Source organism: Nonomuraea sp. CA-218870, assembly GCF_050936535.1.
Classification (GTDB): Bacteria; Actinomycetota; Actinomycetes; order Streptosporangiales; family Streptosporangiaceae; genus Nonomuraea; species Nonomuraea corallina.
In genome coordinates, this window is record NZ_JBNJMN010000001.1 from 3734089 (window position 1) to 3757632 (window position 23544).

Consider the following 23544-nt stretch of genomic DNA (forward strand, 5'->3'; position numbering starts at 1 on the left):
GGCGCCACCCGGTCCAGTGGGAGCGTCAGCCCGCTGCCTTGACGCCCGCCTCGACGAACTTCGTCCAGGCCTCGTCGTAGCCCACCGCGCCCTGGTCCATGCCCTCCAGCACCTTCTCGACCGAGGTCTTCACCTGGGCGTGCTTCTCACCCAGGAAGACCGGCTGCAGGTCCTTGACCGAGGCCGAGAAGATCTCGCCCGTCGGCACGTCGTTGAAGTACTCGTTCTTGAGCCCGGCGACCTCAGGGTCCTGCTGGGCGGAGAGGGAGCTCGGGAAGGCGCCGGCCTCCTTGAAGGCCGCGATGTGGCCCTCCTTGCCCGTCAGGTAGTTGAGCACCTGGGCGGCTTCCTTCGGGTGCTTGGTCTGCTTGGGGATGGCCAGCCAGGAGCCGCCCCAGTTGCCCGTGCCGCCCGGCACCGCCGCTACGTCCCAGTTGCCCTTGTTCCCCTCGCCTGCCGCGCCGGAGATCACGCCGAGCATCCACGACGGGCAGCCCATGGTGGCGAAGTCGCCGCCCTTGATGGCCTTGTTCCACGGCGGGGTGAACGCCTGCAGCTTGGCCGTCAGGCCCTGCTGGCTGAACTTCTGCACCCAGTCGAAGGCGGTCTTGACGGCCGGGTTCGACTCGACCACGAGCGTGTTGTTCTTGTCGAAGTAGGAGATGTTGCCGTTCTTCGGCGCCTCCTGCGACAGGATCACGTTGTAGATGGTGTTCGGGCCGTCCATCCACTTCGCGCCGGTGTCGGCGGCGGTGAACTTCTTGCCCGCCTCAAGGTAGGCGTCCCAGGTCGGCCAGAGCTTGCCGACCTCCTCGCGGTCGGTGGGCAGGCCCGCCTTCTCGAACAGGTCCTTGCGGTAGCACATGGTCATGCCGCCGATGTCGGTGCCCAGGGCGAACAGCTTGCCGTCGGCGTTGATGCCGGTCTCCCACTTCGCCGCGGGGAAGTCGGCCTTGCGGTCCTGCAGGCCGTGCTCGCCGAGGTCGGTGAAGAACTGCGGGCGGGCGGCCATCAGGCCCATCGCGCCCTCGTCGATGCCGACGATGTCGCCCGCGCCGCTGCCGGCCTGGAGGCGCTGGAGCAGCTGCGGCAGATAGACGTCTTCGAACCGGTCAGTCAGGTTCGAGTACTTGACCTGGATGTTCGGGTTCTCGGCGTTCCACTTCTTCACGGCTTCGTCGTAGCCGAAGTTCTCGCCGCCGCCGAAGGTGTGCACGTTGATGGTGACGGGCTCGGCCGGCGCGCTCGCACCGGCCGAGGGGGCCGACGTCTCTCCGCCACCACAGGCGGCGGTCACCGCGGCGAGCGCGGTGACCAGGACACCGGTTACTGCAAAGCGCTTGTGGTTCGTCATACCGTACCCCTCTTGGGTGTGGATCTTGGGAGGTGCATCGCGACAATCCCGCGATAGGAAGTCCTTGGGAGCGCTCCCACAAAGAGTGCCCGGAGTGCGTCCAGGCGTCAACGTCCTGAAACTCAACCGTTACCTCTGGGGCATTTCGTGACCGTTGAAGTGTCTGTAAGAGGATGTATCGCCCAAAGAACCACTTGGGAGCGCTCCCATCTCACGTGCACCGATTCTCCCGCACACCGGCACAAACGCGCTCAGCCAGGCAGGGAAACCGGCTGGTCCCGGCTCATCCGCAGGAGGCCGCGCGCCGCTCCATGACGGCGCGTTCGCGGCCGTTGCGGGTCATCGCGGCCGCGCGCTCGAACTCGGCGCGGGCCTCGCCGCGCCGGCCCAGCTTGAACAGCAGGTCGCCGCGGACGCCCGGCAGCAGGTGATAGCCCCGCAGGGCCGGCTCGCCGGCGATCTGGTCGACCAGCTCCAGGCCGACCTCCGGGCCGTACGCCATGGACAGGGCCACCGCGCGGTTGAGCTCGACCACCGGCGAGCCCGACAGGGCCGCGAGCCGCGCGTACAGGCCGGCGATGCGCACCCAGTCGGTCTCCTCCGCGGTGAGCGCGCGGGCGTGGCAGGCCGCGATCGCGGCCTGCAGCGTGTACGGGCCCGAGCCGTCACCCAGCTCCTCGGCCCGCTCCAGCGCGGCCAGGCCGCGGTGGATGAGCAGCCGGTCCCACCGGGCGCGGTTCTGCTCCAGCAGCAGGATCGGCTCCCCGGACGGGTCCACCCGGGCCGCGGCGCGGGACGCCTGGATCTCCATGAGCGCCACCAGGCCGGACACCTCGGGCTCCTTCGGCATCAGCCCGGCCAGCACCCGCCCCAGACGCAGCGCGTCCTCGCAGAGCGCCGGGCGCATCCAGTCGTCGCCGGCGGTGGCCGAGTAGCCCTCGTTGAAGATCAGATAGATGACCTCCAGCACGGGCGGGAGCCGTTCGGCCAGCTCGTCGCCGGCGGGGACCTCGAACGGCACCCGCCGCGCGGCCAGGGTCCGCTTGGCGCGGACGATCCGCTGCGCCACCGTCGGCTCGGGCGCCAGGAACGCCCGCGCGATCTCGTCGGTGGACAGCCCGCCCAGCACCCGCAGGGTCAGCGCGACCCGCGCCTCGGTGGACAGCACCGGATGGCAGGCGGTGAACACCAGCCGCAGCAGGTCGTCCTCGATCTCCTCGACGCCGGGCGGATCCTCCTCGTCCTCCAGGCTCCGGCCGATCTCGGCGAGCTTGCGCGCGTAGCGCTCCTGGCGGCGGATCAGGTCGACGGCCCGGCGCTTGGCCACGGTCATCAGCCAGGCGCCCGGGTTGCGCGGCACGCCCTCGCGCGGCCACTGCTCGAGCGCCGCGACCAGGGCGTCCTGCGCCAGCTCCTCCGCCAGGCCGAGGTCGCGCACCAGCCCGGCCAGCCCGGCGATCAGCCGTGCCGCCTCGATGCGCCAGACGGCCTCGACGGCCCGGTTCGTCTCCGCAGCGGTCACGGGCCCATGCAAACAGTCCCCCCGGAAGGCCGCAACTCGGGCGCCGAGCCGCGCCGGGGGGCTTGCGGGGCGGTCAGGCGTCCTGGCCCGGGTTCTCCAGGGACTCGCGCACCGCCGACTCGCGCCGGGCGGTCTCCGGGCTGAGGGAGGTCTCCGGCATGTCGGCTATGTCGAAGACCTCCCAGAGCTCCAGGCCCACGCCCTCCCCGCCCTCGGGGACGGGGACGCGCAGGGCCCACTCCACGGCCTCCTCGCGGGACTTGACCTGGATCAGCCAGAAGCCCGCGATGATCTCCTTGGTCTCGGCGAAGGGTCCGTCGACGACCTTGGGCTTGCCGGGGCCGTAGACGATGCGGGCCGCGCGGGAGCTGGGGTGCAGCCCTTCGGCGGCCAGCAGGACACCGGCCCTGACCAGCGACTCGTTGTAGGCCGTCATGTCGTCGACGAGCTGCCGGCTCGGCAGGGCACCCGCCTCGGTCTCGGCGCTGCCCTTACCGATGATCATGAATTTCATGACGTGTGCTCCTTCAGTGTCCCGGGTCTCGTCAACGCGTCGGACGAGCGGCGCCCGCCTCGACAACCCCAGGGGATTCTTCCGGAGAACTCAGGTGGCGTACTCGGGGTAACCGTAGCCGACCACCTGGGACTTGGGCCGGACCCGCTCCTCGACCACCCCGTTGCCGGTGTTGCCCTCGATCGTGGAGATCGTCCCGTTGCCGTTGTCCTTCACCACGAAGCCGACGTGCTGGATGGACCCGATGCTCTTGCTGCCGTTCCAGGCGAAGAAGACCACGGCGCCCGGCCTGGCCTCGGTGCCCCAGCGGTCGTTGGCCGCGAACCACTTCGCGTGGGTCACCGTGTAGGCGTCCCAGCCGATCTGGGGACGGGCGCCGATCTGCTCGCCGACCCAGGAGACGAACATGGCGCACCAGGGGGCGTTCAGGTAGCCGGCGGGGTGGCCGCCGTCGCGGGCGATGGTCTCCAGGGCGCGCTGCGAACCGGCGTACCACTCCTGGAACTTGGTGCCGCCGCCCCGGGAGTTCTCCCGGACCCCGATCTGCGACCTGGCCAGGGCGAGCACCTGCGCGGCGGTGACGTTGATCTGGTCGGTCTTCGCGGGCCTCGCCTGAGAAGAGGCGGCCTGTCCGGCACTGGTCTGTCCGGCACTGGTCGGCACGGTGCTGGTCTGAGCCGTGAGCCGGACGTTCTGGTCGGATCCCGGGTCGGCGTGGGCGGGGAGGGGGGAGCCGACGGCGCAGGCGACCAGGGCGGTCGCCGCGACGGTGAGGATGTGCTTCGACTTGGGGACACGGGGGAGACGATGTCTGACCATCGAAGAGATGCAACTCCTTGCTTCCATGCCGCTTACCGGGTTAGCTGACGGGTTCGGGCGTGGAAGCTGCCCTACGGCGCGGGAGGCGCCGATTCACCCCGAGGGACGTGGGTCCCCGGTTCCGCGCAGGGCGGATTCAGCGGTCGCAGGGCTGTCCTGCGATACGAGGGCGTTCAAGGCAATGAATCGGACAAACAGGACGTATACCTTGAACGGGGCAACAAGGTAATACATCCGGCAAGAGATTGACAAGGGTGCAAAGCCCAAGTCAGGGAATCTGGCTCCGCGCGTCGGCCAGCATCCGCATCATGGCGAGGCTGTCGTCCAGGGGCATGATCGCGCTCTCGGTACGGCCCTGGGCCAGGCAGTCCCGCACCTCGCGCAGCTCGCCCGCGTACCCGTTGTCCGCCGGATCGTCGAGCACGTGCTCCTCCGGCTCCATCCCTGGCCCGCTGAGCACGACCCGGCGCGGAGCCCAGAAGGGGGCGTCGAGGTCGGCCCGCATCCCGGTGCCGACGACGGAGGCGTCGTTGGCGTAGGCGGCGACCAGCGAGCACTCCACCAGGGCCCGCCTGCCGCCCGGATAGCGCATCAGCCCGCCCGCCTCGGCGTCGACGCCGCCGGCCGCCGGCGAGCCGGTGATGTGCGTGCTCTCGGGCTGCCCGAGGAACAGCTGGGCCAGCCCCATCGGGTAGATGCCCAGGTCGAGCAGGGCGCCGCCGCCCAGCTCCGGCGCCCACAGCCGGTGCGCGGGATCGTACGGGAGCGCGAAGCCGAACGAGGCCCGCACCGAGCGGATCTCGCCGAAGCGCTCGTCGCGGGCGAGCATCCGGATCAACGGGTTGAACCGCATCCACATGGCTTCCATCAGGAAGACCCCGGCCTCGCGGGCCAGCCGGACCATCCGCTCGGCGTCGGCCACGGTGGCGGCGAGCGGCTTCTCGCACAGCACGGCCTTGCCCGCCGCGATGGCGGCCTCGGCCACCTCCAGGTGGCGGGCGTGCGGGGTGGCGACGTAGACGGCGTCCACGGCCGGATCGGCGCACAGCTCGGCGTAGGAGCCGTGGGCCGTCTCGGCGCCCAGCTTGGCCGCCAGCGCCTCGGCCCTGCCGAGGTCGCGGGAGCCGACCGCGGCCACGCGCATCCCCGGCTCCGCGGCGATGACGGCGCCCACGGTCCTGGCGATGCCGCCGGTGGCGGCGATTCCCCACGCTAAGTCACGCACCCGGAAGATCGTACAGATTCATCCCAGGAAGCGATATGTGTGCGGATCAGTCCATCGTGGCGGGATCCCAGCCGAGGCGGCGGTGGGCGTTCATCGCCCCGATCGCGGCCATGTCCTCCTGGTCCAGGATGAAGTCGAACACGTCGATGTTCTCCCTGATCCGCGACGGGGTCGCCGACTTCGGGATCACCACGTTGCCGAGCTGGACGTGCCAGCGCAGCACGATCTGCGCGGGCGTGCGGGCGTGCTTGTCCGCCAGCACCGCCAGCGCCGGCTCGTCCAGCAGCCCCCGGCCGGCGCCGAGCGGGCTCCACGCCTCGGTGATGATGCCGTTCCGGTCGTGGAACTCGCGCATCTCCCGCTGCTGGAGGTACGGGTGCAGCTCGATCTGGTTGACGCAGGGCACGATGTCGGTGTCGTCCATGAGCCGGGTGAGCAGGCCGGCCGTGAAGTTGGACACGCCGATGGACCTGGCCCGGCCGTCCCGGTAGAGCTTCTCCAGGCCGCGCCAGGCCAGGACGGACCGGTCGTGACCCGGCGCGGGCCAGTGGATCAGGTAGAGGTCCACGTAATCGAGGCCCAGCCTGGCCAGGCTCTCGTCGAAGGCCTGCTCCACCCGGTCGTGGTCGCCGCCCATCAGCTTGGTGGCGACGAAGAGCCTCTCCCGGGGGACGCCGGAGGCGCGCACGGCCCGGCCGACGCCCTCCTCGTTGCGGTAGAGCGTGGCCGTGTCGATGTGGCGGTAGCCGGCCTCGATCGCGGTCAGCACGACCCGTTCCGCCTGGTCGTCCGGCACCTGCCAGACGCCCAGGCCGAGCTGCGGGATCTCGACGCCGTCTCGATAAAGCCGTAGCGAGTTCATGCCTCTGATTGTTCACGTCTCCTTCCGCCCGGTTCCGTCGCCCGCGCCGCCTTGAACCGGTCGTGAACGGGCCATCACCTGGCCGGGAGACGAGGTCACTCGTGCGGCGCCTCCGGCAGGCGCAGCACGAAGCGGGCGCCGTTCGGGCAGTCCTCGACGCGGATCCGGCCGCCGTGCGCCTCCGCGACGTCGCGGGCGATCGCCAGGCCGAGCCCGGTGCCGCCCGCGTCCCGGCTGCGGGCCGCGTCCAGCCGGGTGAACCGCTCGAAGATGCGCTTGCGGTCGGCCACGGCGATCTGCGCGCCGTCGTTCTCCACCGCCAGCACGGCCTGGCCGTCCTCGCGCGACACCTCGACCGTCACCTGGCTCTCGGCGTGCCGCTGGGCGTTGTCCAGCAGGTTGGCCAGCAGCCTGGCCAGCTGGAGCTGCACCCCGTTGACGACCACGCCCTCGGCGAGCTCGGTCCGCACCGGGATGCGGTCCTTGCGGCCGGCGAGCTCCTGGCGGACCAGGCCGGCCAGGTCCACGAGCTCCCTGGCCGCGTCCACGTCGGAGCCGATCCTGGCCAGCAGCAGCAGGTCGGTGATGATGGCCTCCAGCCGGTCGGTGTCACGCAGGGCCGACTCCACCAGCGCCGGCACCTCGGTCTCGTCCGGGTAGAGCCGGGCGCTCTCCAGCTGGGTGCGCAGCCCGGCGATCGGCGTGCGCAGCTCGTGTGAGGCATCGGCGGCGAACTGGCGCTGCTGCGCCCCCGAGCGCTCCAGGCGGGCCAGGGTGCCGTTGACGGAGCGGGCGAGCTGGGCCACCTCGTCGTCGCCCGGCGGCTGCGTCACCCGTTTGCTCACGTCACGGGCGGTGATGTCGTCCAGCTCCCGCCGCATCCGGGCCACCGGGCGCAGGGCCGAGCCGGTGACCGCCCAGGTCGCCCAGGCGGTGAGCGCGAGGATCGCGGCGAGCTGCGCGGCGGCGTTGACCTCCATGCTCCGGTCGGCGAGCAGCGCGGGGGTGGGCTGCCCCGCGTAGACGATCGGCGCCCCGGCTCCCGGACCGGCCCGCGTCGCGCTGAGGTACAGGCACATGGCGGGCAGGCAGTCGGTGACGTCGACGGGCTCCCCGCCCGCCGGCGGCCGCACGTCGCTGAGCCGCGGCAGGCTCCTGGCCGCGTCGCTCGTGGCCAGGATCCGCCCGTCGTCGGAGACCAGCTGGATCAGGTCCACGTCGGGGTCGAGCACGGGCAGCGTGCTGCCGGGCCCCAGCTCGCCGGAGCGTACCTGGGCGGAGATGCGGTCGGCGGTCTCCCCGGTGGCCTCCCACGTCGACTCCGCGACGATGTGGCGGCTGACGAGCACGACCGCGATGGCCACGGGGGTGAGCACGAGAGCGGCGACGACCGTGGCGATGATGGTGACGCGTCCTCGCAGGGAGCGGACCCACAGGCGCACTCATCGACGCTACCCACCGCATCGTCGCCGGACCGCCGCGCGCGGGGAAAGAAAGGCCCATGCTCCCGCCAGGCGGACGCGCGTGACGGGAGCCGCGTTCAGGGGAGAAGATCGGGCGAGCATCCCCGGCGGTCGCCGCCGGGGCCCGCAAACTTGCCGCAAGTTTCACACCGCGATCGTGCTGCGCCGAGACCGCTCCCGGACGGCCGATCCATGAGGATCGGATAACGCTCCCTTGCAAGATCTTCCAAATCTTGCAGAGAACGGCTAACGTCCCGGAAACAAAGCCGTAAAAGCGGTCTAATAACGATCTTTCGGGAGGTCTCGTGAGCAAGCGAGTCCTGGGTGTGGCTGCTCTGGCGACACTGGCATTAACGGCCTGCGGCGGCTCCGACCCCGCGACCCCCTCCGCGGCCCCCAGCGGGTCCGCCTCCGCCGCCCCCGCGTCCGGCAAGCTCGTCATCTGGGCCGACCCCAACCGGGTCAAGGCCCTCAAGCCCTTCGCCGACCAGTTCGGCACCGAGAACGGCGTGACCGTCGAGGTGAAGGAGATCAGCAAGGACAACCAGCAGACCTTCCTGACCGCCTCCCAGCAGGGCAGCGGCCCCGACGTCATGGTGGGCGCGCACGACTGGATCGGCAACCTGGTGCAGAACGGCGCCATCGAGCCGGTCAACCTGACCGAGGCCCAGAAGGCGGCGTTCTCCGACATCGCGATCAAGGCCGTCACCTTCGACGGCCAGATCTACGGCGCCCCGTACGCCGTCGAGAACATCGCGCTCATCCGCAACACCGACCTGGCCCCCGACGCGCCCGCCACCGTCGAGGACCTGGTGGCGACCGGCGAGAAGCTCAAGGACGACGGCAAGGTCCAGGAGGTCCTCTGCCTGCCCGTCGGCCAGAAGGGCGACGCCTTCCACGTCTACCCGCTCTTCGCCGCCGGCGGCGGCAAGCTGTTCGGCGCCACCCCGACCGGCGACCCCGACCCCAAGCAGGTGCTGGTCGGCTCCGAAGGCTCGGTCAAGGCCTTCGGCAAGCTGCGCGACCTGGGGGAGAAGGGCGACGGCGCGCTCAAGACGTCGATCACCACGGAGAACTACATCCCCAGCTTCGTCGGCAAGAAGTGCGCCTACCTCATCTCCGGGCCGTGGGCGATGGCCGATGTCAAGAAGGGCGGCTTCGGCTACGACATCACGCCCGTCCCGACGTTCGAGGGCGGCGATCCGGCCACCCCGTTCGTCGGCGTCCAGTCGTTCTTCGTCGCCGCCAAAGGCCAGAACAAGACCCTCGCCCAGGAGTTCGTCACCAACTACGTGACCAGCAAGGACGTCGCCAAGGCGCTGTACGAGGCCGACCCCAGGCCGCCGGCGCTGACCGCCGCGCTCGACGAGGTGAAGGCGGGCGACGCCGACGCGGGCAAGTTCATGGACGCCGGCAAGGAGGGCATGCCGATGCCCGCCATCCCCGAGATGCAGGCCGTGTGGGAGCCGTTCGGCATCGCCGAGGCCGCCGCGGTCAAGGGCGGCGACCCGGCCAAGGCGGCCGCCGCCGCGCAGAAGACCATCGACGGCTCGCTCAAGAACTGACCCATGGCGCTCGACGTGCGCGAGACCGGGGAGACGTCGCGGGCTCCGCGGCCCCGCCGCAACATCACCACGGCGTTCGTGGTGAGCAGGATCGCGGTGCTCGCCGTCACCGCCGCGATCCTGCTCTACGCCGCGCCGCCGCTGATCGCCACCCGGTCCTGGCTCGGGCTCGGCGTGCTGCTCGGCGCCACCGCCGCCATCGCCTGCCTCTACCTGACCCGGCGGTTCGTCCCGGCCAAGTACCTCGTCCCCGGCACCGTCTTCCTCCTGGCCTTCCAGGTGTTCCCGGTGCTCTACACGGTGACCACCGCCTTCACCAACTTCGGCGACGGCCACCGCGGCGACAAGGCGGCGGCGGTCGCCGCCATCGAGCGCGGCTCCGTACGGCAGGCTCCCGGCTCGCCCGAGTACCAGCTGACCGCCGCGCTGCGCGGCGCCGAGCTGGTCTTCCTGCTGGTCGACCCGGCCACCAAGCAGGTCCGACTGGGCGACGCCGGCGGGCTGTCGCCACTGCCCGGCGCCGAGGTCGGCGTCAGCGGCCGGGTGCTGCGCGCGCCCGGCGTCACCGTGCTCACCGCGCCGCAGGCCGCCGCCCGCGGCGCGGAGATCGCCGCGCTGACCGTGCCGACCGCCGGCGGGGCGATCAAGGCCAACGGGCTCAGCCGCGCCGTCGAGGGCAAGGCCGCGCTCGTCCACGACGCCGCCTGCGACTGCGTGCGGGGCGAGGGCGGGCCGTACCGCGCCGACGAGTCGCAGGGCTACTTCGTCAACGCCGCCGGTGAACGCCTGGCCCAGGGCTGGCAGGTCAACGTCGGCCTGGACAACTTCGCCAGGGTGCTGACCAACCCCACCATCTCCGGATACTTCCTCGGCGTGTTCGGCTGGAACGCGGTCTTCGCGCTCGCCTCCGTCGCGGGCACGTTCGCGCTCGGCATGGCCGTCGCGCTGGCCCTGCACCATCCGCGCATGCGCGGCACCAAGGTCTACCGGATCGCGCTCATCCTGCCGTACGCGATGCCGTCGTTCGCGATGCTGCTGGTCTGGCGTGACCTGTTCAACCGCGACTTCGGGCTGGTCAACCAGCTGCTCGGGCTGAACGTGGACTGGCTCGGCGAACCGGTCACCGCCCGGTTCGCCGTCATCCTGGTCAACCTGTGGCTCGGCTTCCCGTACATGTTCCTGGTGACGACCGGGGCGCTGCAGGCCATCCCGCGCGAGCTGACCGAGGCCGCCGCCATCGACGGGGCCACCGCGTGGAAGGCGTTCCGGCGGGTGACGCTGCCGCTGCTGCTGGTGGCGCTGACGCCGCTGCTCATCTCGTCGTTCGCGTTCAACTTCAACAACTTCAACGCCATCCAGCTCACCACCGAAGGCGGGCCGTTCCCGGCGGAGAACCCGCAGGTGGGGGCCACCGACCTGCTCATCACCTACACGTTCAGGCTGGCCTTCGGCACCGGCGGGGCCCAGTTCGGGTTCGCCGCCGCCATCTCGGTGTTCATCTTCGCCATCGTGGCGATCGTCTCGGCCGTGGCGTTCCGACGTACCCGCAAGCAGGAGGAGGTGTACGCGTGAGGCTCGCGCTGAGACACGCGTTCGTGCTCGCCGTGTGCGCGTTCGCGATCTTCCCGATCCTGTTCGTCGTCTCCGCGGCGCTCAACCCGCTGGGCACCCTCGCCTCCACCGACCTGCTGCCGACCGGCGCCAGCCCGGCCAACTTCGGCGAGCTGCTGACCTCGGACGTCTACCCGTTCGGCCGGTGGTTCTTCAACTCGGTGTTCATCGCGCTGCTGTCGTCGTTCGCCAGCCTGCTGCTGTCGATGTTCGCCGCCTACGCCTTCAGCCGGATGCGCTTCGCCGGGCGCAGGGTGGGGCTGCTGGCGCTGCTGATGGTCCAGATGTTCCCGCAGTTCCTGGCCATCGTGACGATCTTCATCATCTTCACCAGGGTGACCCAGCTGTACCCGGCGTTCGGCTTCGACACCGTGTGGGGGCTCATGCTGCTCTACCTGGGCGGCGCGCTCGGCGTGAACACCTGGCTGATGAAGGGCTTCCTGGACACCGTGCCGAAGGAGCTGGACGAGGCCGCCACCGTGGACGGCGCCACCCACGCGCAGATCTTCTGGAAGATCATCATGCCGCTGGTGACGCCGATCCTCGCGGTGACCGCGCTGCTGATGTTCATCACCACGATGAGCGAGTTCCTCATGGCGAACGTGTTCCTGCGCGACCCGGAGAGCAAGACGCTCGCCGTGGGCATGTACGGGATGATCGCCGGTGACCGGCGCAACGACAACTTCGGCATGTTCGCCGCCGCCACGCTGCTCACCGCTATCCCGACCGTCAGCGTGTTCCTCTGGCTGCAGAAGTACATCGTCTCCGGCCTCACCTCCGGAGCCGTCAAGGGGTGAGACCATGCGCCTGCTGGACCAGCCGCACCACGACGGCTCCGCCCTGTACGTCTCCACGCGCACACCCGAGCCCGGCAGGCCGGTGACGCTCTGGCTGCGCGCCCCGCGCGCCGCCGGCGTCACCGGCGTGCACGTGCGCGCCGTCCACGACGGGGAGCCGCGCTACGCCCGCGCCGGGCCCGACCCGGAGCGGACCGGCCGGCCCGTCGGCGGGTACGGAGGATCCGACACCTGGTGGCGGGCCGAGGTCACGCCCGTCAACCTCGTCACCCGCTACCGCTTCCTTCTGGAGACCGCCGGCGGCCAGGCGTGGCTCACCGCCGCCGGCCTGTTCGCGCACGACCTGCCGGACTCCGGGGACTTCCGCCTGGTCTGCCACGACCCGCCGCCGGACTGGATGGCGGACTCGATCGTCTACCAGATCTTCCCCGACCGGTTCGCCCGATCAGGCCCCATGCCGGACCTCCCGCCCTGGGCGCTGCCCCGCGACTGGGACCGCGACCCGGTCATCCCCAGCGGGCCCGGCGCCGCCCGCCAGTTCTACGGCGGCGACCTGGACGGCGTCGTGCGCCACCTCGACCACGTCGAGAGCCTCGGCGCCGACACCGTCTACCTCACACCGGTCTTCCCTGCCCGCTCCAACCACCGCTACGACGCCGCCTCCTTCGAGCACGCCGACCCGCTGCTCGGTGGCGACGCCGCCCTGCGCCGGCTGGCCGACGCCCTGCACGCGCGCCGCATGCGGCTGATCGGCGACCTCACCGCCAACCACACCGGCGACGCCCACACGTGGTTCACCGCCGCAGTCTCCGACGTCGGCGCCCCCGAGCGGGACATGTACCTCTTCGACCCCGTCACCGGCGACTACGCCGCCTGGTGGGGCGTCAAGACGCTGCCCAAGCTCAACTGGGGCAGCCCGCTCGTCCGCGCCCGCCTGCCCGAGGTGATCACCCGCTGGACCGGGACGTTCGACGGCTGGCGGGTGGATGTGGCCAACATGACCGGCCGCTCCGGCCTCGACGACCACAACCACGAGGCCGCCGCCCTGCTGCGCCGCGCCCTGCCGCCCGGCGCGGCGTTCGTCGCCGAGCACAACCACGACGCCTCGGGCGACCTGGACCGCGACGGCTGGCACGGCACCATGAACTACGCCGGCTTCACCCGTCCCGTCTGGGCCTGGCTGCGCGGGGACGACCTCGGCCTGGACCACTTCCTCGGCGTGCCCGGCGCCGTGCCGCGCCGCGACGGCCTCGCCACCCTCGCCACGCTGCGCTCCTTCGCCTCCCACCTGTCGTGGCGTTCGCTCGTGCACTCCTGGCAGCCGCTCGACTCCCACGACACCCCGAGGATCCGCACCGTCACCGGCTCGCGCGACCGCCACCTGGTCGCGCTCGGCCTGCAGGCCACCCTGCCCGGCACGCCGATGGTGTTCGCCGGCAGCGAGTTCGGGCTCACCGGCGTCAACGGCGAGCACTCCCGCACCCCCATGCCGTGGAACCGCCCCGCCGACCAGGACCCGGCCACCCTCGCCGCCCACCGTGAGCTGCTCGGCCTGCGCCGCCGCGAGCCCGCCCTGCGCCGTGGCGGGCTGCGCTGGCTGCACGCCGACGCCGACTGCCTGGTCTTCGCGCGGGAGACGTACGAGGAGACCCTGCTGGTGTGCGCGCGGCGCGCCCCGGGCGTCACACCGGCGCCGCCCGCCGGAGCAGAGCCCGTCCACGGCGATCCTCCGAATCAGCTGAAAGGTGATGGATCGTCGCTGAGCGTGTGGCGGCTCGTCCGCTGACCACGCTACGGTTGGTGCTCCTCCGTCATAAGTTGACACAGTTAGTGGTGCGCCCCGATGAGGTTACTCTCCGTGGCCGTTCTGGCCTCGCTCCTGCCCGCCCTGCCCCTGCCCGCCCAGGCGTCCACAGCAGCCGGCACCACCTACTACGTGGACTCCAAGGCGGGGGACGACGCGGCCGACGGCACCAGCGCCGACCGGGCGTGGCGGTCGCTCGACGCGGTCAACGCCGCCGAGCTCAGACCGGGGGACACCGTCGCCGTCAAACGCGGCAGCGGCTTCACCGGCTCCCTGACGCTGAGCGCCAGCGGCACCGCCGGCTCGCCCATCACCGTCAAGACCTACGGCAAGGGCGCCCAGCCCAGGATCAGCGGCCGCGACGCCAACTGCGTCGTCGTCAGCGGCAGCCACTGGCGCATCACCGGGCTGCGCGCCTCCAACTGCCAGTGGGCCGGGTTCGAGATCAAGGGCGACTCCAACGTGCTGTCCGGGGTGCGGGCCGACCGCAACGTGGCCGGCGTCAGCGTCACCCCCACCGGCGCCCGCAACACGATCAAGGACAGCACGTTCGACGACAACGACCGGATGAGCATCAACGACAAGGGCGGCGACAACGACTCCGGCGCCTTCGGCATCCTGCTCAACGGCGACGACAACCTCGTCACCGGCAACACCATCACCGGCAGCCACGCCAAGAGCCACGACTACGGCGTCGACGGCGCCGCCATCGAGGTGTTCGGCGGCAACCGCAACCGGATCACCCACAACCGCAGCCACGACAACAACACCTTCAGCGAGCTCGGCGCCAAGAAGGGCGACACCGCCACCGGCAACCTGTACGCCTTCAACGTCGTCACCTCCTCACTCAGGACCGGCTCGTTCCTGGTCACCCGCGGCCCCCGGCACATCGTCGGCCCGGTCAAGGGCACCACCGCCGTGCACAACTCCGTCTACATGCCGGCCCGCCACACCATCGGCTGGTCCTGCCACGACGGCTGCTCCCCGGCCATCCTCAAGCTGCGCAACAACGTGATCGTGGTGGGCGGCACGGCCGGCTACGCGGACGCCAAGGGCGCCGACGAGGCGGCCAGCGTCTACAAGGCGCGCAAGGCCGAGTTCAGGCTGGGCTCCGGGTCCGTCATGAGCGACCCGCGCTTCGTCTCGCGCTCCAACCTGCGCCTGGCGCCCTCGTCGCCGGCCCGCGGCCGCGCGGTCCGCCTGGGCGTCTCCTGGTTCGGCGGCGCCGCGCTGGCCAAGGACTTCACCGGCAAGCCGCTGCCGTCCTCCACCCGCCACGCGGGCGCCTACCAGTAGCGCTCAGCCGATGCCGTACCGGCCGGACATCCAGCCGTAGACCTGGCGGGCGGCGGGCTCGTCGCCGCCCAGCAGGGTGATGAGCCTGCCGGTGCGGCGGGTCAGCACGCAGGCGAAGCTCTCGGCGAACAGCTCCGAGGCGTCCTGCCGGTACGGGGACTCCAGCCGCGGCCGGCGCAGCCCGTGCAGGAACGTCCACCAGCGGTCGGCCGACGGCCGGCCGTCGGAGTGGTCGATGGCGTGGCCCAGCTCGTGGCCGCACACGTTCACCGACGGCGACGGCACGCTGCCGACCGCGATGCGGCGCAGCACCGGGTCGTAGACGCCCGCGCTACGCTCCCACGTGCCCTCCTGCTGCGGCAGCGGGATGGCGCGCAGCTTCTCGAAGGCCGGCAGGTCGGGAACGGAGCCGGGACCCACCACCAGGCCGCCGTCGAGATGGTCGGCCAGGCGGGCGCCCAGCGCCCGGGGCACCGCCGCGAGGGTCATGACGGCCACGAGGGACTCCGGCGGAGGCAGCGTCCCCGGCTCCCACATCCGCGTCAGCCTGTGCTCCAGCACGCCGACATGCAGCCACCCAGGCCATCCTCTGCTGCCCCTCACCGCACCGCGCTCTCTGCGACGTTCTCCGGCCACACTCGTGGCTCGACGAGATCAATGATTACCTATTCCAGACCGCGCGGTGGTGACGATCCGGGCGCATTCCGGCCGACGCCCCGGCGAAACCGCAGCCAGAGGACCTCCCGCGGACGGGAAGCCGGTGCGCCGCTGCTGCGGGACACGCCTGGTGAGCCCGGGTTGGCGGAAACCGCAGGGAGCTTTGCCGCTCTATTGGCGGTATGGGCGGATTGGAACCTGCATGCTGGGATTAAGCGCAGCATGCGTGACATATCCGTGGAACCTGCCAGAAACCTTCCCACGGCACTGTGAAGGCCTCAGGAAAGGGAGGGGCAATGCTGCTGCGACTGAGGGTGTCGCTGGCTGACCGGCCGGGAGGGCTCGGCCAGGTCGCCAAGGTGCTGGGCATGCTGGGCGCCGACATCCTCCAGGTCACGGTGCTCGAACGGGAGATGGGCCGGGCCGTGGACGACTTCACCGTCTCCTGGCCAGGGGCCGCGGACCTGGACGAGGTGCGCGACCGGTTCTCCGCCCTGCCGGGTGTGCGCGTGGAGGGCGTCTGGCCGACCCGCGAGGTCCCCGGCTCCGCCCCCGACTACGACCTGCTCATGCACGTGGCCAGCGAGCCGTCGCGCGGCCTGGTCACGCTGGTGGACGCCCTTCCGGGGCTGTGCGGCGCGGAATGGTCGGTGGCCTACGCCGACGGCGCCGTGCTGCACAGCTCCATCGCCGCCCCCGAACTGGTCGAGCTCCCCGAGCCGCCGCTGCGCGCCGCCACGCTGGACGGCGAGAAGATCCGGCTCATGCTGCTGCCGATGACGGCGCACAAACTGCACCTGCTCGTCGCCCGGGCCGAAGGGCCCTGCTTCCACCGCGCCGAGCTGGAGCGCGCCGTGCGGATCGTGGACGTCGTCTCCGCCCTGGCCGCGCGCGTCTGACCCGGGCCGCCCGCCCTTCCGTGAGGCCGGCGCGGTGTGCCGGCGACGCTCGCGGGCTCGTTTTCGATCACCGAGTATTACTCCGTCCGATCAGGGTAGGTTTGGGCGGGTGTCTGCTCCGACCTCTCCGGCTCCCACCCAGCCACGCCTGGCGTGGCTTGACGCGCTACGGGGCATCGGGGCGTCAGCCGTCGTGGCCGAGCACATGATCCCCTGGTTCATCCCCTCCGCCCGCCCCACCTGGTTCAGTCTCGGGGTGTACGGGATCTTCGTCTTCTTCCTGGTCAGCGGCTACATCATCCCGGCCTCGCTGGAGCGGCACGGCGACGTGCGCGTGTTCTGGCTCAGCCGCCTGTTCCGCCTCTACCCGCTCTTCCTCGTCGTCGGCCTGGTCGTGCTGGCGCTGCACTGGTGGGTGCCGGTCCGCCCGGCCGTCGCGCGCGACTGGGCCGCCGTCGCCGGGCACGCCACCATGCTGCTCGACGTCGTGGACGTGGCCGGGATCGTCGACACCATGTGGACGCTCTCGTACGAGATGGTGTTCTACCTGCTGGTCACCGCGCTGTTCCTGGCGCGGCTGCACGAGCGCAGCGGGCTGCTGGCGATGCTGTTCGCGTCCGGGTCGGTGGTGACCGGGGTGCTGATGACCCGGGTGGTCATCAGCGGCCCGTGGGTCGCCTACGTGTCGTGCGCGCTGTTCGCCGCCGGGCTCGTCTGCCTGATCACCGGCCGGTTCCGCAGGACGGCGGCGGTCGTGCTCGGCGTGATGGCGCTGGCGCTGCTGGTGCTGGGCAGCCGGGTGCCGTGGGTGGGCGTGGCGGTGGTCGCGCTGATGTTCGCCGGCACCGCGATCTACCGCTGGGAGCGCGGCACGGGCCGGGCCTGGCCGGTGCTGGTCACGGTGGCGATAGTCGCCTGCGTGCCGTTCTGGGCGATCACGGCGGGCTGGTGGTGGGTGCAGCCGAGCGTGTGGATCGCCACGATCGCGCTCACGGGGGCCACGTTCGCGGCGGGCATGGCGCTGCGCGACCGGCGGGTGCCCCGGGTGCTCGCCTGGCTGGGGCTGGTCAGCTACTCGCTCTACCTGGTGCACCACCCGGTGCTCAAGTACTTCACCCGGATCTCCGGCGACCTGCGCGCCGAGCCGCTGCCCTACCAGCTCGCCATGACGGCGCTGGTGCTGGTGGTCGTGGTGGGGCTGAGCGCGGTCACGTACCGTTTCGTGGAGCGGCCTATGCAGGAGCTGGGGCGCCGGATCGCCCGCTCGCGACCCAGTTCTCCAGCGCCGGGGCCAGCGCGGGGTGCCGAAGCAGCGTCCGCCGGACGATAGGGTCCTCCGCCAGGAGGAACGCCAGGTGGCGCACCGCGTGCGCGGCGACGTGATCCACCTCCACCCGCTCGGGCGCGGGCCGCGCCGGAGCGGCGCCCCGGGCGGGCTCGAGCCGGGGCAGCGTGACGGCGGGCAGCCATGGCTCCGGGTCGGGGCACACGGCGTAGGTGAGCACGATCCCGGCGTCCGGCAGATGGCGCCAGCTCGTGGAGTGGACGACGGTGAGCGGGTCGCCGGCGGAGATCCCGCAGGAGCGGCGCGCGGCCTCGTCCGGGCTCTCGCCGGGCTCCGGGCGCACCTCGGCACGCCGGTAGGCCCACGATCCGTCGGCGCCCGCCCGTAGCATGAGCGTCTCGACCCGGACCACGTGTCTTCCTGTCACCACAGAAAGCTTACTGCCAATCGTGCGCAACAGCGCGCATGCTGCATAAGTGTCGCGAACGGCGGGGCCGCGTGGCCGAGGGCGGAAGGAAGAAGGGGAGGGCCCATGTCCGAGACACCCGGACTGCTCGTCCTGATGGGGTCGGGGGAGACCAGCCCGACCATGGTGGAGGTGCACCGCGCGGCCGCCCGCCGGCTGCCGCCGGGCGCCCGGTGCGTCCTGCTCGACACGCCGTACGCGTTCCAGGAGAACGCGGCCGACATCTCCGCGCGCGCCCGCCGCTACTTCGCCCGCAGCGTCGGCCTGGACGTCGAGGTGGCGCCGGACGCCGAGGCCCGCGTCGCGGGCGCCGACTGGGTGTTCTCCGGGCCCGGCAGCCCCACCTACGCGCTCGACCGCTGGGCCCGCTCCGGCGTGGCCGGCGACCTGCGCGCCCGGGTGCGGGCCCGCACCGGCGTGACCGTGCTCGCCTCCGCCGCCGCCTGCACCGCGGGGACGGCGACGGTGCCGGTGTACGAGATCTACAAGGTGGGCGCCGACCCCCACTGGCGCGAGGGCGTCGACCTGCTGGAGCCGCTCGGGCTGCGCGCTGTGGTGATCCCCCACTTCGACAACGCCGAGGGCGGCACCCACGACACCCGCTACTGCTACCTGGGGGAGCGGCGGCTGTCGCGGATGGAGCGCGAGCTGCCGCCGGGCACCGCCGTGCTGGGCCTCGACGAGCACACCGCGCTCGTCGTCGACCTGCGGACGGAGAGCGTCGAGGTGGCGGGGCGCGGCGGCGTGACGGTCCGCCTGCCCGGCTCGGCCTCGGTCCTGCCCGCGGGCACCCGCACCGGCCTGGCCGAGCTGCGCCGCCTGGCCGAGGGCGGTGCCGCGGGCGCGCCGCCCCCGCCTCCGCCCCCGCGGGCCGCGCCGGTCCAGGTGACGCTGGAGGAGACCATCCACGCCGGCGAGCGCGCCTTCGCCGAGGCGGTGGCCGTGCCCGACCTGGCGGCGGCCGCCCGCGCGGTGCTGGAGCTGGAGGCCGAGATCGTGTCCTGGGCGGCCGACACCGAGGAGGACTCGGGCGGTGTCGAGCAGGCCAGGGAGCTGATGCGGCTGCTGATCGCCCGGCTCGGCGAGCAGGCGGCCACGGCGGGCGTCCACGCCGTCATCGAGCCGCTGCTCGCGCTCCGCGCCGAGCTGCGCGCCCAGGGCCGCTACGAGGTGGCCGACGCGCTGCGCCGGGCGCTGCTGCAGGGCGGCGTGCAGGTGGAGGACACCCCCGACGGCGCTCGCTGGTCGATCGCACCTCCGTCAGGCCGGTGACCGCGCCGGTGACCGCGCCCGTGCCCTTCCGCTGGGGGAGTCCCGGCGGGAGGGGGCGGGCAGAAGGGCCTAACGGCGGGGCTTGTCGATGCGGGCGCCGTCCGGGGTGAAGATCATCAGCCTGCTCATGTCGATGCCGACCTTGGCCGCGTCGCCCGCGCGCCACACCGGCCGGTTGCCCAGCCGGACCGTCAGGTCGGCGCGGCGGTGCAGGCCGTTGCTGGAGCTCTGTTCGGACTGCTCCAGGTCCTGCGGCTCCTGCCGCTGCGGGAACATGCGGCGCACCAGCGCGCCGATCCCGCCCGCCGAGGCGCCCTGGCCCCTGCGGGCCTCGCGCGGGTCCGGCGGCTCGGGCACCGGCACGGCCGGCACCCCGCACTCGATGTAGGCCATCCACTCGTGGCCGTGGTACTCCAGCGTGCGCACCCGCCCGAAGAAGGCCGGGCCGTCGTACGACTCCGGCACCGGGGCCAGGCCGTCCGGGCGCATGCCGATCAGCACCTGCCCGCCGGTGTGCTGCGAGATCGCGTACGCCCGCGGATCGCTCCACGGGATGGACAGCCGGTGCGGGCCGAAGTCCAGCATCACGTACTGGTTCTGCGGCGTGTGCACGTCGGCCGCGAGCAGGTTGAGCTGCTGCGAGTTGAGGAACGCCGCCACGAACGCGGTCGCTGGATCGTTGTAAATCTGAGCCGGAGTGCCGAAGTCCTGAAGGACGCCGCGGTTGAGGATGGCGATCCGGTCGGCCAGCGTGAGCGCCTCCACCTGGTCGTGCGTCACGTAGATCGTGGTGATGCCGAGCGACCTGACCAGAGCGGAGATCTCCATGCGCAGTTCGGTGCGCATGCCGGCGTCCAGGTTGGACAGCGGCTCGTCCATGAGGAAGAGCTTCGGCTGGCGGACGATGGCGCGGCCCATGGCCACCCGCTGCCGCTGGCCGCCGGAGAGCGTACCGGGCCGGCGGTCCAGGGTCTCGTCGATGTGCAGGGCCTTGGACAGCTCCCTGACCCGCTCACGCACCAGCTGCGGGTCCGCCTTGGCGATCTCCAGCGGGAAGGCGATGTTCCCGCGTACGGTCCGGTGCGGGTAGAGGGCGCCGTTCTGGAACACCATCGCCACGTCGCGGTCGCGTGGAGGCACCAGGTTGGCGAGCTCGCCGTCGAGCCAGAGCTCGCCTTCGGTGATATCCTCCAGCCCGGCGATCATGCGGAGCAGAGTGGACTTCCCGCAGCCGGAAGGGCCGAGGAGGACGAGGAACTCGCCGTCCTCAGCCCTAAGACTCAGCTTGTCGACCGCCAGGTAGTCACCTGGATACACCTTGGTCACTTTGTCGAGAACGACTGAGCTCATGGGCCCACACCTTGCGCGCGTGTCACCTGTGACGGGGACGGATTGATGAGGTAGTACATCGCGCCTTAACACCACATGTCCACCCTTGACATAAAAGTTCCAGCAGGCAGCGGTTTCGGACGGGGTTTTTGGTGGGCTGTGCGGGCTTATTTCCGGAATGTGACGCATGGAAGGACTTGCGCAAGCTTGCGGCAAAGCCTTTCAATGGTCGAGACTTTCCGGGGGTGACCTATGACGTGGTGGAGAGACGCCGCGATCTACCAGGTGTACGTGCGCAGCTTCGCCGACGGCGACGGCGACGGGATCGGCGACCTGATCGGCGTCCGTGATCGGCTGCCCTACCTCGCCGGGCTCGGCGTGGACGCGATCTGGCTGACGCCGTTCTACCCGTCGCCGATGGCCGACTTCGGGTACGACGTCGCCGACTACCGCGACGTCGACCCGCTCTTCGGCACGCTCGGCGACGCCAAGGCGCTGATCGACGAGGCGCACGGGCTCGGCCTGCGCGTGATCCTGGACATCGTGCCCAACCACACCTCCGACCAGCACCCCTGGTTCCAGGAGGCGCTGCGCGGCGTGAACCGCGACCGCTACATCTTCCGCGACCGGCCCAACGACTGGGAGTCGATCTTCGGTGGACCGGCCTGGACCAGGACCGCCGACGGGCAGTGGTACCTCCACCTGTTCGACCCCGGCCAGCCCGACCTCAACTGGGAGCACCCCGAGGTGCGGGCCGAGTTCGAGTCGATCCTGCGCTTCTGGCTCGACCTGGGCGTCGACGGCTTCCGGATCGACGTGGCGCACGGCATGGTCAAGCCGGCCGGCCTGCCCGACATCGGCCACTCGGGGCAGACCCGGCTCATCGGCAACGACGTGGTGCCGTACTTCGACAACGACGGCGTGCACGAGATCCACCGGGCGTGGCGGCGCGTCCTCGACTCGTACCCGGGGGAGCGGATCGGCGTGGCCGAGGCCTGGGCGCCCACCCCCGAGCGGCTGGCCCTCTACGTCCGGCCCGACGAGCTCCATCAGGCGTTCAACTTCGCCTACCTGTTCGCCCCGTGGCAGGCGGAGGCGCTGCGCGAGGTGATCGACAGCTCGCTGGCCACCGCGGGCTCGGTCGGCGCGCCCACCACGTGGGTGCTGTCGAACCACGACGTCAAGCGGCACGTCACCCGCTACGGCAGCCTGGCCAGGGCCCGCGCCGCCGCCCTGCTCACCCTCGCGCTGCCCGGCTCCGCCTACATCTACCAGGGCGACGAGCTGGGCCTGCCCGAGGTGCTCGACCTGCCGGAAGAGGTGCTGCGCGACCCGCAGCGGCTGCGCGACCCCGACAGCGGCCGCGACGGCTGCCGGGTGCCGCTGCCCTGGACCCGCGACCTCGGCTGGACCGACCCGTGGCTGCCCATCCCCGCCGCGTGGTCGCGGCTCAGCGTGCAGGCCCAGGAGGGCGTGCCCGGCTCCACCCTGGAGCTCTACCGCGAGGCGCTCCGGCTGCGCCGCTCCTTCACCGGAGACCTGGTCTGGCACGACTCCCCGGACGGGACGCTCGTCCTGTCGCGGGGTGACCTGCTGTGCACGGTCAACCTGACCGGGGCGCCGGTCGGCTTCGACGTCGACGGCGACCTGCTGCTGGCCTCGGACGCGCCCGGCTCGCCCGATTCGGCCGCCTGGTGGAAAGTAAAGTATCCGGCATGAACGGCTCCGCCCGCCTTGCCGACATCGCCGCCCAGGCAGGGGTGAGCGAGGCCACGGTCAGCCGCGTGCTCAACGGCAAGCCGGGCGTCTCCTCGACCACCCGCCAGGCGGTGATGGCCGCCCTCGACCTCATGGGGTACGAGCGGCCGTCGCGGCTGCGCCAGCGCAGCAACGGCCTCATCGGGCTGGTCACCCCCGAGCTGGACAACCCGATCTTCCCCGCGTTCGCGCAGGCCATCGAGAAGGCGCTGACCCAGCACGGCTACACGCCCGTGCTCTGCACCCAGATGCCCGGCGGCGCCCCCGAGGACGAGTTCACCGAGCAGCTGGTCGACCGGGGGGTCAACGGCATCGTGTTCGTGTCCGGCCTGCACGCCGACACCACCGCCCGGATGGACCGCTACACCCGGCTCATCGACCGGGGCCTGCCCATCGTGCTGGTCGACGGCTACAGCGAGCACATCGACGCCCCGTTCATCTCCGCCGACGACCGCATGGCCGCCCGCCTGGGCGTGCAGCACCTGGCCGACCTCGGCCACCAGCGCATCGGGCTGGCGCTCGGGCCGCGCCGGTTCGTGCCCGTCATCCGCAAGATCGAGGGCTACCGGCAGGCCATGAGCAGCCTGCTCGGCGCCGGCGACGTGGACGACCTCATCACCCACTCGCTGTTCTCCGTCGAGGGCGGCCAGGCCGCGGCCTCGCAGCTGCTCGACCGCGGCTGCACCGGCATCGTCTGCGCCAGCGACCTGATGGCCCTGGGCGCGATCCGCGCCTGCCGCCAGCGCGGGCTCGCCGTGCCCGGCGAGGTGTCGGTGGTCGGGTTCGACGACTCGCCGCTCATCGCCTTCACCGACCCGCCGCTGACGACCGTGCGCAAGCCGATCGGGCCGATGGCCACCGCCGCCGTGCAGACGCTCCTGGAGGAGATCGGCGGCACGCCCGCCAGACACGTCGAGCTCATCTTCCAGCCCGAGCTGGTGGTCCGCGGCTCCACCGGCTCAGGGCCGCTGGTCAGCAGGTAAGGCGGCGTGCCGGGCGCCTGCGCGTCGCCCGTCGCCGGAGAGGCTCCTCCCGCGCCCGGCCAC

At 71.7% G+C, this 23544-nt stretch carries 20 protein-coding genes and 1 riboswitch; of the genes, 10 read left to right on the forward strand and 10 right to left on the reverse strand.

Annotated elements, in window-relative coordinates:
• Positions 1–25 precede the first annotated feature (25 nt).
• The 7 genes from ACQEUU_RS18060 to ACQEUU_RS18090 all read right to left on the reverse strand — a co-directional run bounded on the left by ACQEUU_RS18060 (position 26) and on the right by ACQEUU_RS18090 (position 7738).
• Entirely contained in the window at positions 26–1354 is a 1329-nt protein-coding gene (locus ACQEUU_RS18060) for an ABC transporter substrate-binding protein (protein ID WP_433067319.1), read from the reverse strand.
• 283 nt (positions 1355–1637) lie between these two features.
• Positions 1638–2876, reverse strand: coding sequence for an RNA polymerase sigma factor (locus ACQEUU_RS18065; RefSeq protein WP_433067322.1), 1239 nt, complete (start codon positions 2874–2876; stop codon positions 1638–1640).
• Between the two features lie 73 nt (positions 2877–2949).
• A complete protein-coding gene (locus ACQEUU_RS18070; RefSeq protein ID WP_433067325.1) occupies positions 2950–3390 on the reverse strand; it encodes a YciI family protein in 441 nt (146 codons plus the stop codon).
• 90 nt (positions 3391–3480) lie between these two features.
• Positions 3481–4209 carry a CHAP domain-containing protein gene (locus tag ACQEUU_RS18075; protein ID WP_433067328.1) on the reverse strand — a complete coding sequence of 243 codons (729 nt, stop codon included), beginning with the start codon at positions 4207–4209 and terminating at the stop codon, positions 3481–3483.
• A 14-nt stretch (positions 4210–4223) separates the two neighbouring features.
• Positions 4224–4361: riboswitch (cyclic di-AMP (ydaO/yuaA leader) on the reverse strand.
• A 116-nt stretch (positions 4362–4477) separates the two neighbouring features.
• On the reverse strand, positions 4478–5434 hold the full coding sequence (locus tag ACQEUU_RS18080; protein ID WP_433067331.1) for a Gfo/Idh/MocA family protein: 957 nt from the start codon (positions 5432–5434) through the stop codon (positions 4478–4480).
• Between the two features lie 46 nt (positions 5435–5480).
• Positions 5481–6296, reverse strand: coding sequence for an aldo/keto reductase (locus tag ACQEUU_RS18085; RefSeq protein WP_433067334.1), 816 nt, complete (start codon positions 6294–6296; stop codon positions 5481–5483).
• A gap of 95 nt (positions 6297–6391) precedes the next feature.
• Positions 6392–7738, reverse strand: coding sequence for a HAMP domain-containing sensor histidine kinase (locus tag ACQEUU_RS18090; RefSeq protein ID WP_433067337.1), 1347 nt, complete (start codon positions 7736–7738; stop codon positions 6392–6394).
• Positions 7739–8064: 326 nt separating this feature from the next.
• Here ACQEUU_RS18090 and ACQEUU_RS18095 point away from each other — a divergent pair, with 326 nt between their 5' ends.
• Genes ACQEUU_RS18095 through ACQEUU_RS18115 form a run of 5 tightly spaced genes read left to right on the forward strand, consistent with a single transcriptional unit; the run spans position 8065 to position 14832 of the window.
• Entirely contained in the window at positions 8065–9324 is a 1260-nt protein-coding gene (locus ACQEUU_RS18095) for a sugar ABC transporter substrate-binding protein (RefSeq protein WP_433067339.1), read from the forward strand.
• A gap of 3 nt (positions 9325–9327) precedes the next feature.
• Positions 9328–10896 (forward strand): ABC transporter permease subunit, encoded by a 1569-nt coding sequence (locus ACQEUU_RS18100; RefSeq protein ID WP_433067342.1) that lies wholly within the window; start codon positions 9328–9330, stop codon positions 10894–10896.
• Complete coding sequence (locus ACQEUU_RS18105; protein ID WP_433067345.1) at positions 10893–11732, forward strand: sugar ABC transporter permease; 840 nt, start codon at positions 10893–10895, stop codon at positions 11730–11732. The genes ACQEUU_RS18100 and ACQEUU_RS18105 overlap by 4 nt, the downstream gene beginning before the upstream one ends.
• Positions 11733–11736: 4 nt before the next feature.
• Entirely contained in the window at positions 11737–13518 is a 1782-nt protein-coding gene (locus tag ACQEUU_RS18110) for a glycoside hydrolase family 13 protein (protein WP_433067348.1), read from the forward strand.
• Positions 13519–13575: 57 nt separating this feature from the next.
• Positions 13576–14832, forward strand: a complete 1257-nt coding sequence (locus ACQEUU_RS18115) for a right-handed parallel beta-helix repeat-containing protein (RefSeq protein ID WP_433067351.1) — start codon at positions 13576–13578, stop codon at positions 14830–14832.
• Between the two features lie 3 nt (positions 14833–14835).
• On the opposite strand, the gene ACQEUU_RS18120 is transcribed toward ACQEUU_RS18115, so the two are convergent.
• Positions 14836–15393, reverse strand: a complete 558-nt coding sequence (locus tag ACQEUU_RS18120; RefSeq protein WP_433067354.1) for a hypothetical protein — start codon at positions 15391–15393, stop codon at positions 14836–14838.
• Between the two features lie 392 nt (positions 15394–15785).
• On the opposite strand from ACQEUU_RS18120, the gene ACQEUU_RS18125 reads away from it, so the two are divergent.
• Both ACQEUU_RS18125 and ACQEUU_RS18130 read left to right on the forward strand, forming a co-directional pair.
• Complete coding sequence (locus ACQEUU_RS18125) at positions 15786–16388, forward strand: ACT domain-containing protein (protein WP_433067356.1); 603 nt, start codon at positions 15786–15788, stop codon at positions 16386–16388.
• 109 nt (positions 16389–16497) lie between these two features.
• On the forward strand, positions 16498–17718 hold the full coding sequence (locus ACQEUU_RS18130) for an acyltransferase family protein (protein WP_433067359.1): 1221 nt from the start codon (positions 16498–16500) through the stop codon (positions 17716–17718).
• Here ACQEUU_RS18130 and ACQEUU_RS18135 read toward each other — a convergent pair.
• A complete protein-coding gene (locus ACQEUU_RS18135; RefSeq protein ID WP_433067361.1) occupies positions 17621–18100 on the reverse strand; it encodes a hypothetical protein in 480 nt (159 codons plus the stop codon). The two genes, ACQEUU_RS18130 and ACQEUU_RS18135, sit on opposite strands and share 98 nt — an antisense overlap.
• Before the next feature lie 105 nt (positions 18101–18205).
• On the opposite strand from ACQEUU_RS18135, the gene ACQEUU_RS18140 reads away from it, so the two are divergent.
• On the forward strand, positions 18206–19411 hold the full coding sequence (locus ACQEUU_RS18140) for a hypothetical protein (protein ID WP_433067364.1): 1206 nt from the start codon (positions 18206–18208) through the stop codon (positions 19409–19411).
• A 69-nt stretch (positions 19412–19480) separates the two neighbouring features.
• Here ACQEUU_RS18140 and ACQEUU_RS18145 read toward each other — a convergent pair whose 3' ends face one another.
• A complete protein-coding gene (locus ACQEUU_RS18145) occupies positions 19481–20761 on the reverse strand; it encodes an ABC transporter ATP-binding protein (RefSeq protein ID WP_433067367.1) in 1281 nt (426 codons plus the stop codon).
• A 231-nt stretch (positions 20762–20992) separates the two neighbouring features.
• On the opposite strand from ACQEUU_RS18145, the gene ACQEUU_RS18150 reads away from it, so the two are divergent.
• On the forward strand, positions 20993–22459 hold the full coding sequence (locus ACQEUU_RS18150) for a glycoside hydrolase family 13 protein (RefSeq protein WP_433067370.1): 1467 nt from the start codon (positions 20993–20995) through the stop codon (positions 22457–22459).
• Positions 22456–23481, forward strand: a complete 1026-nt coding sequence (locus ACQEUU_RS18155) for a LacI family DNA-binding transcriptional regulator (protein WP_433067373.1) — start codon at positions 22456–22458, stop codon at positions 23479–23481. The genes ACQEUU_RS18150 and ACQEUU_RS18155 overlap by 4 nt, the downstream gene beginning before the upstream one ends.
• Positions 23482–23544 lie beyond the last annotated feature (63 nt).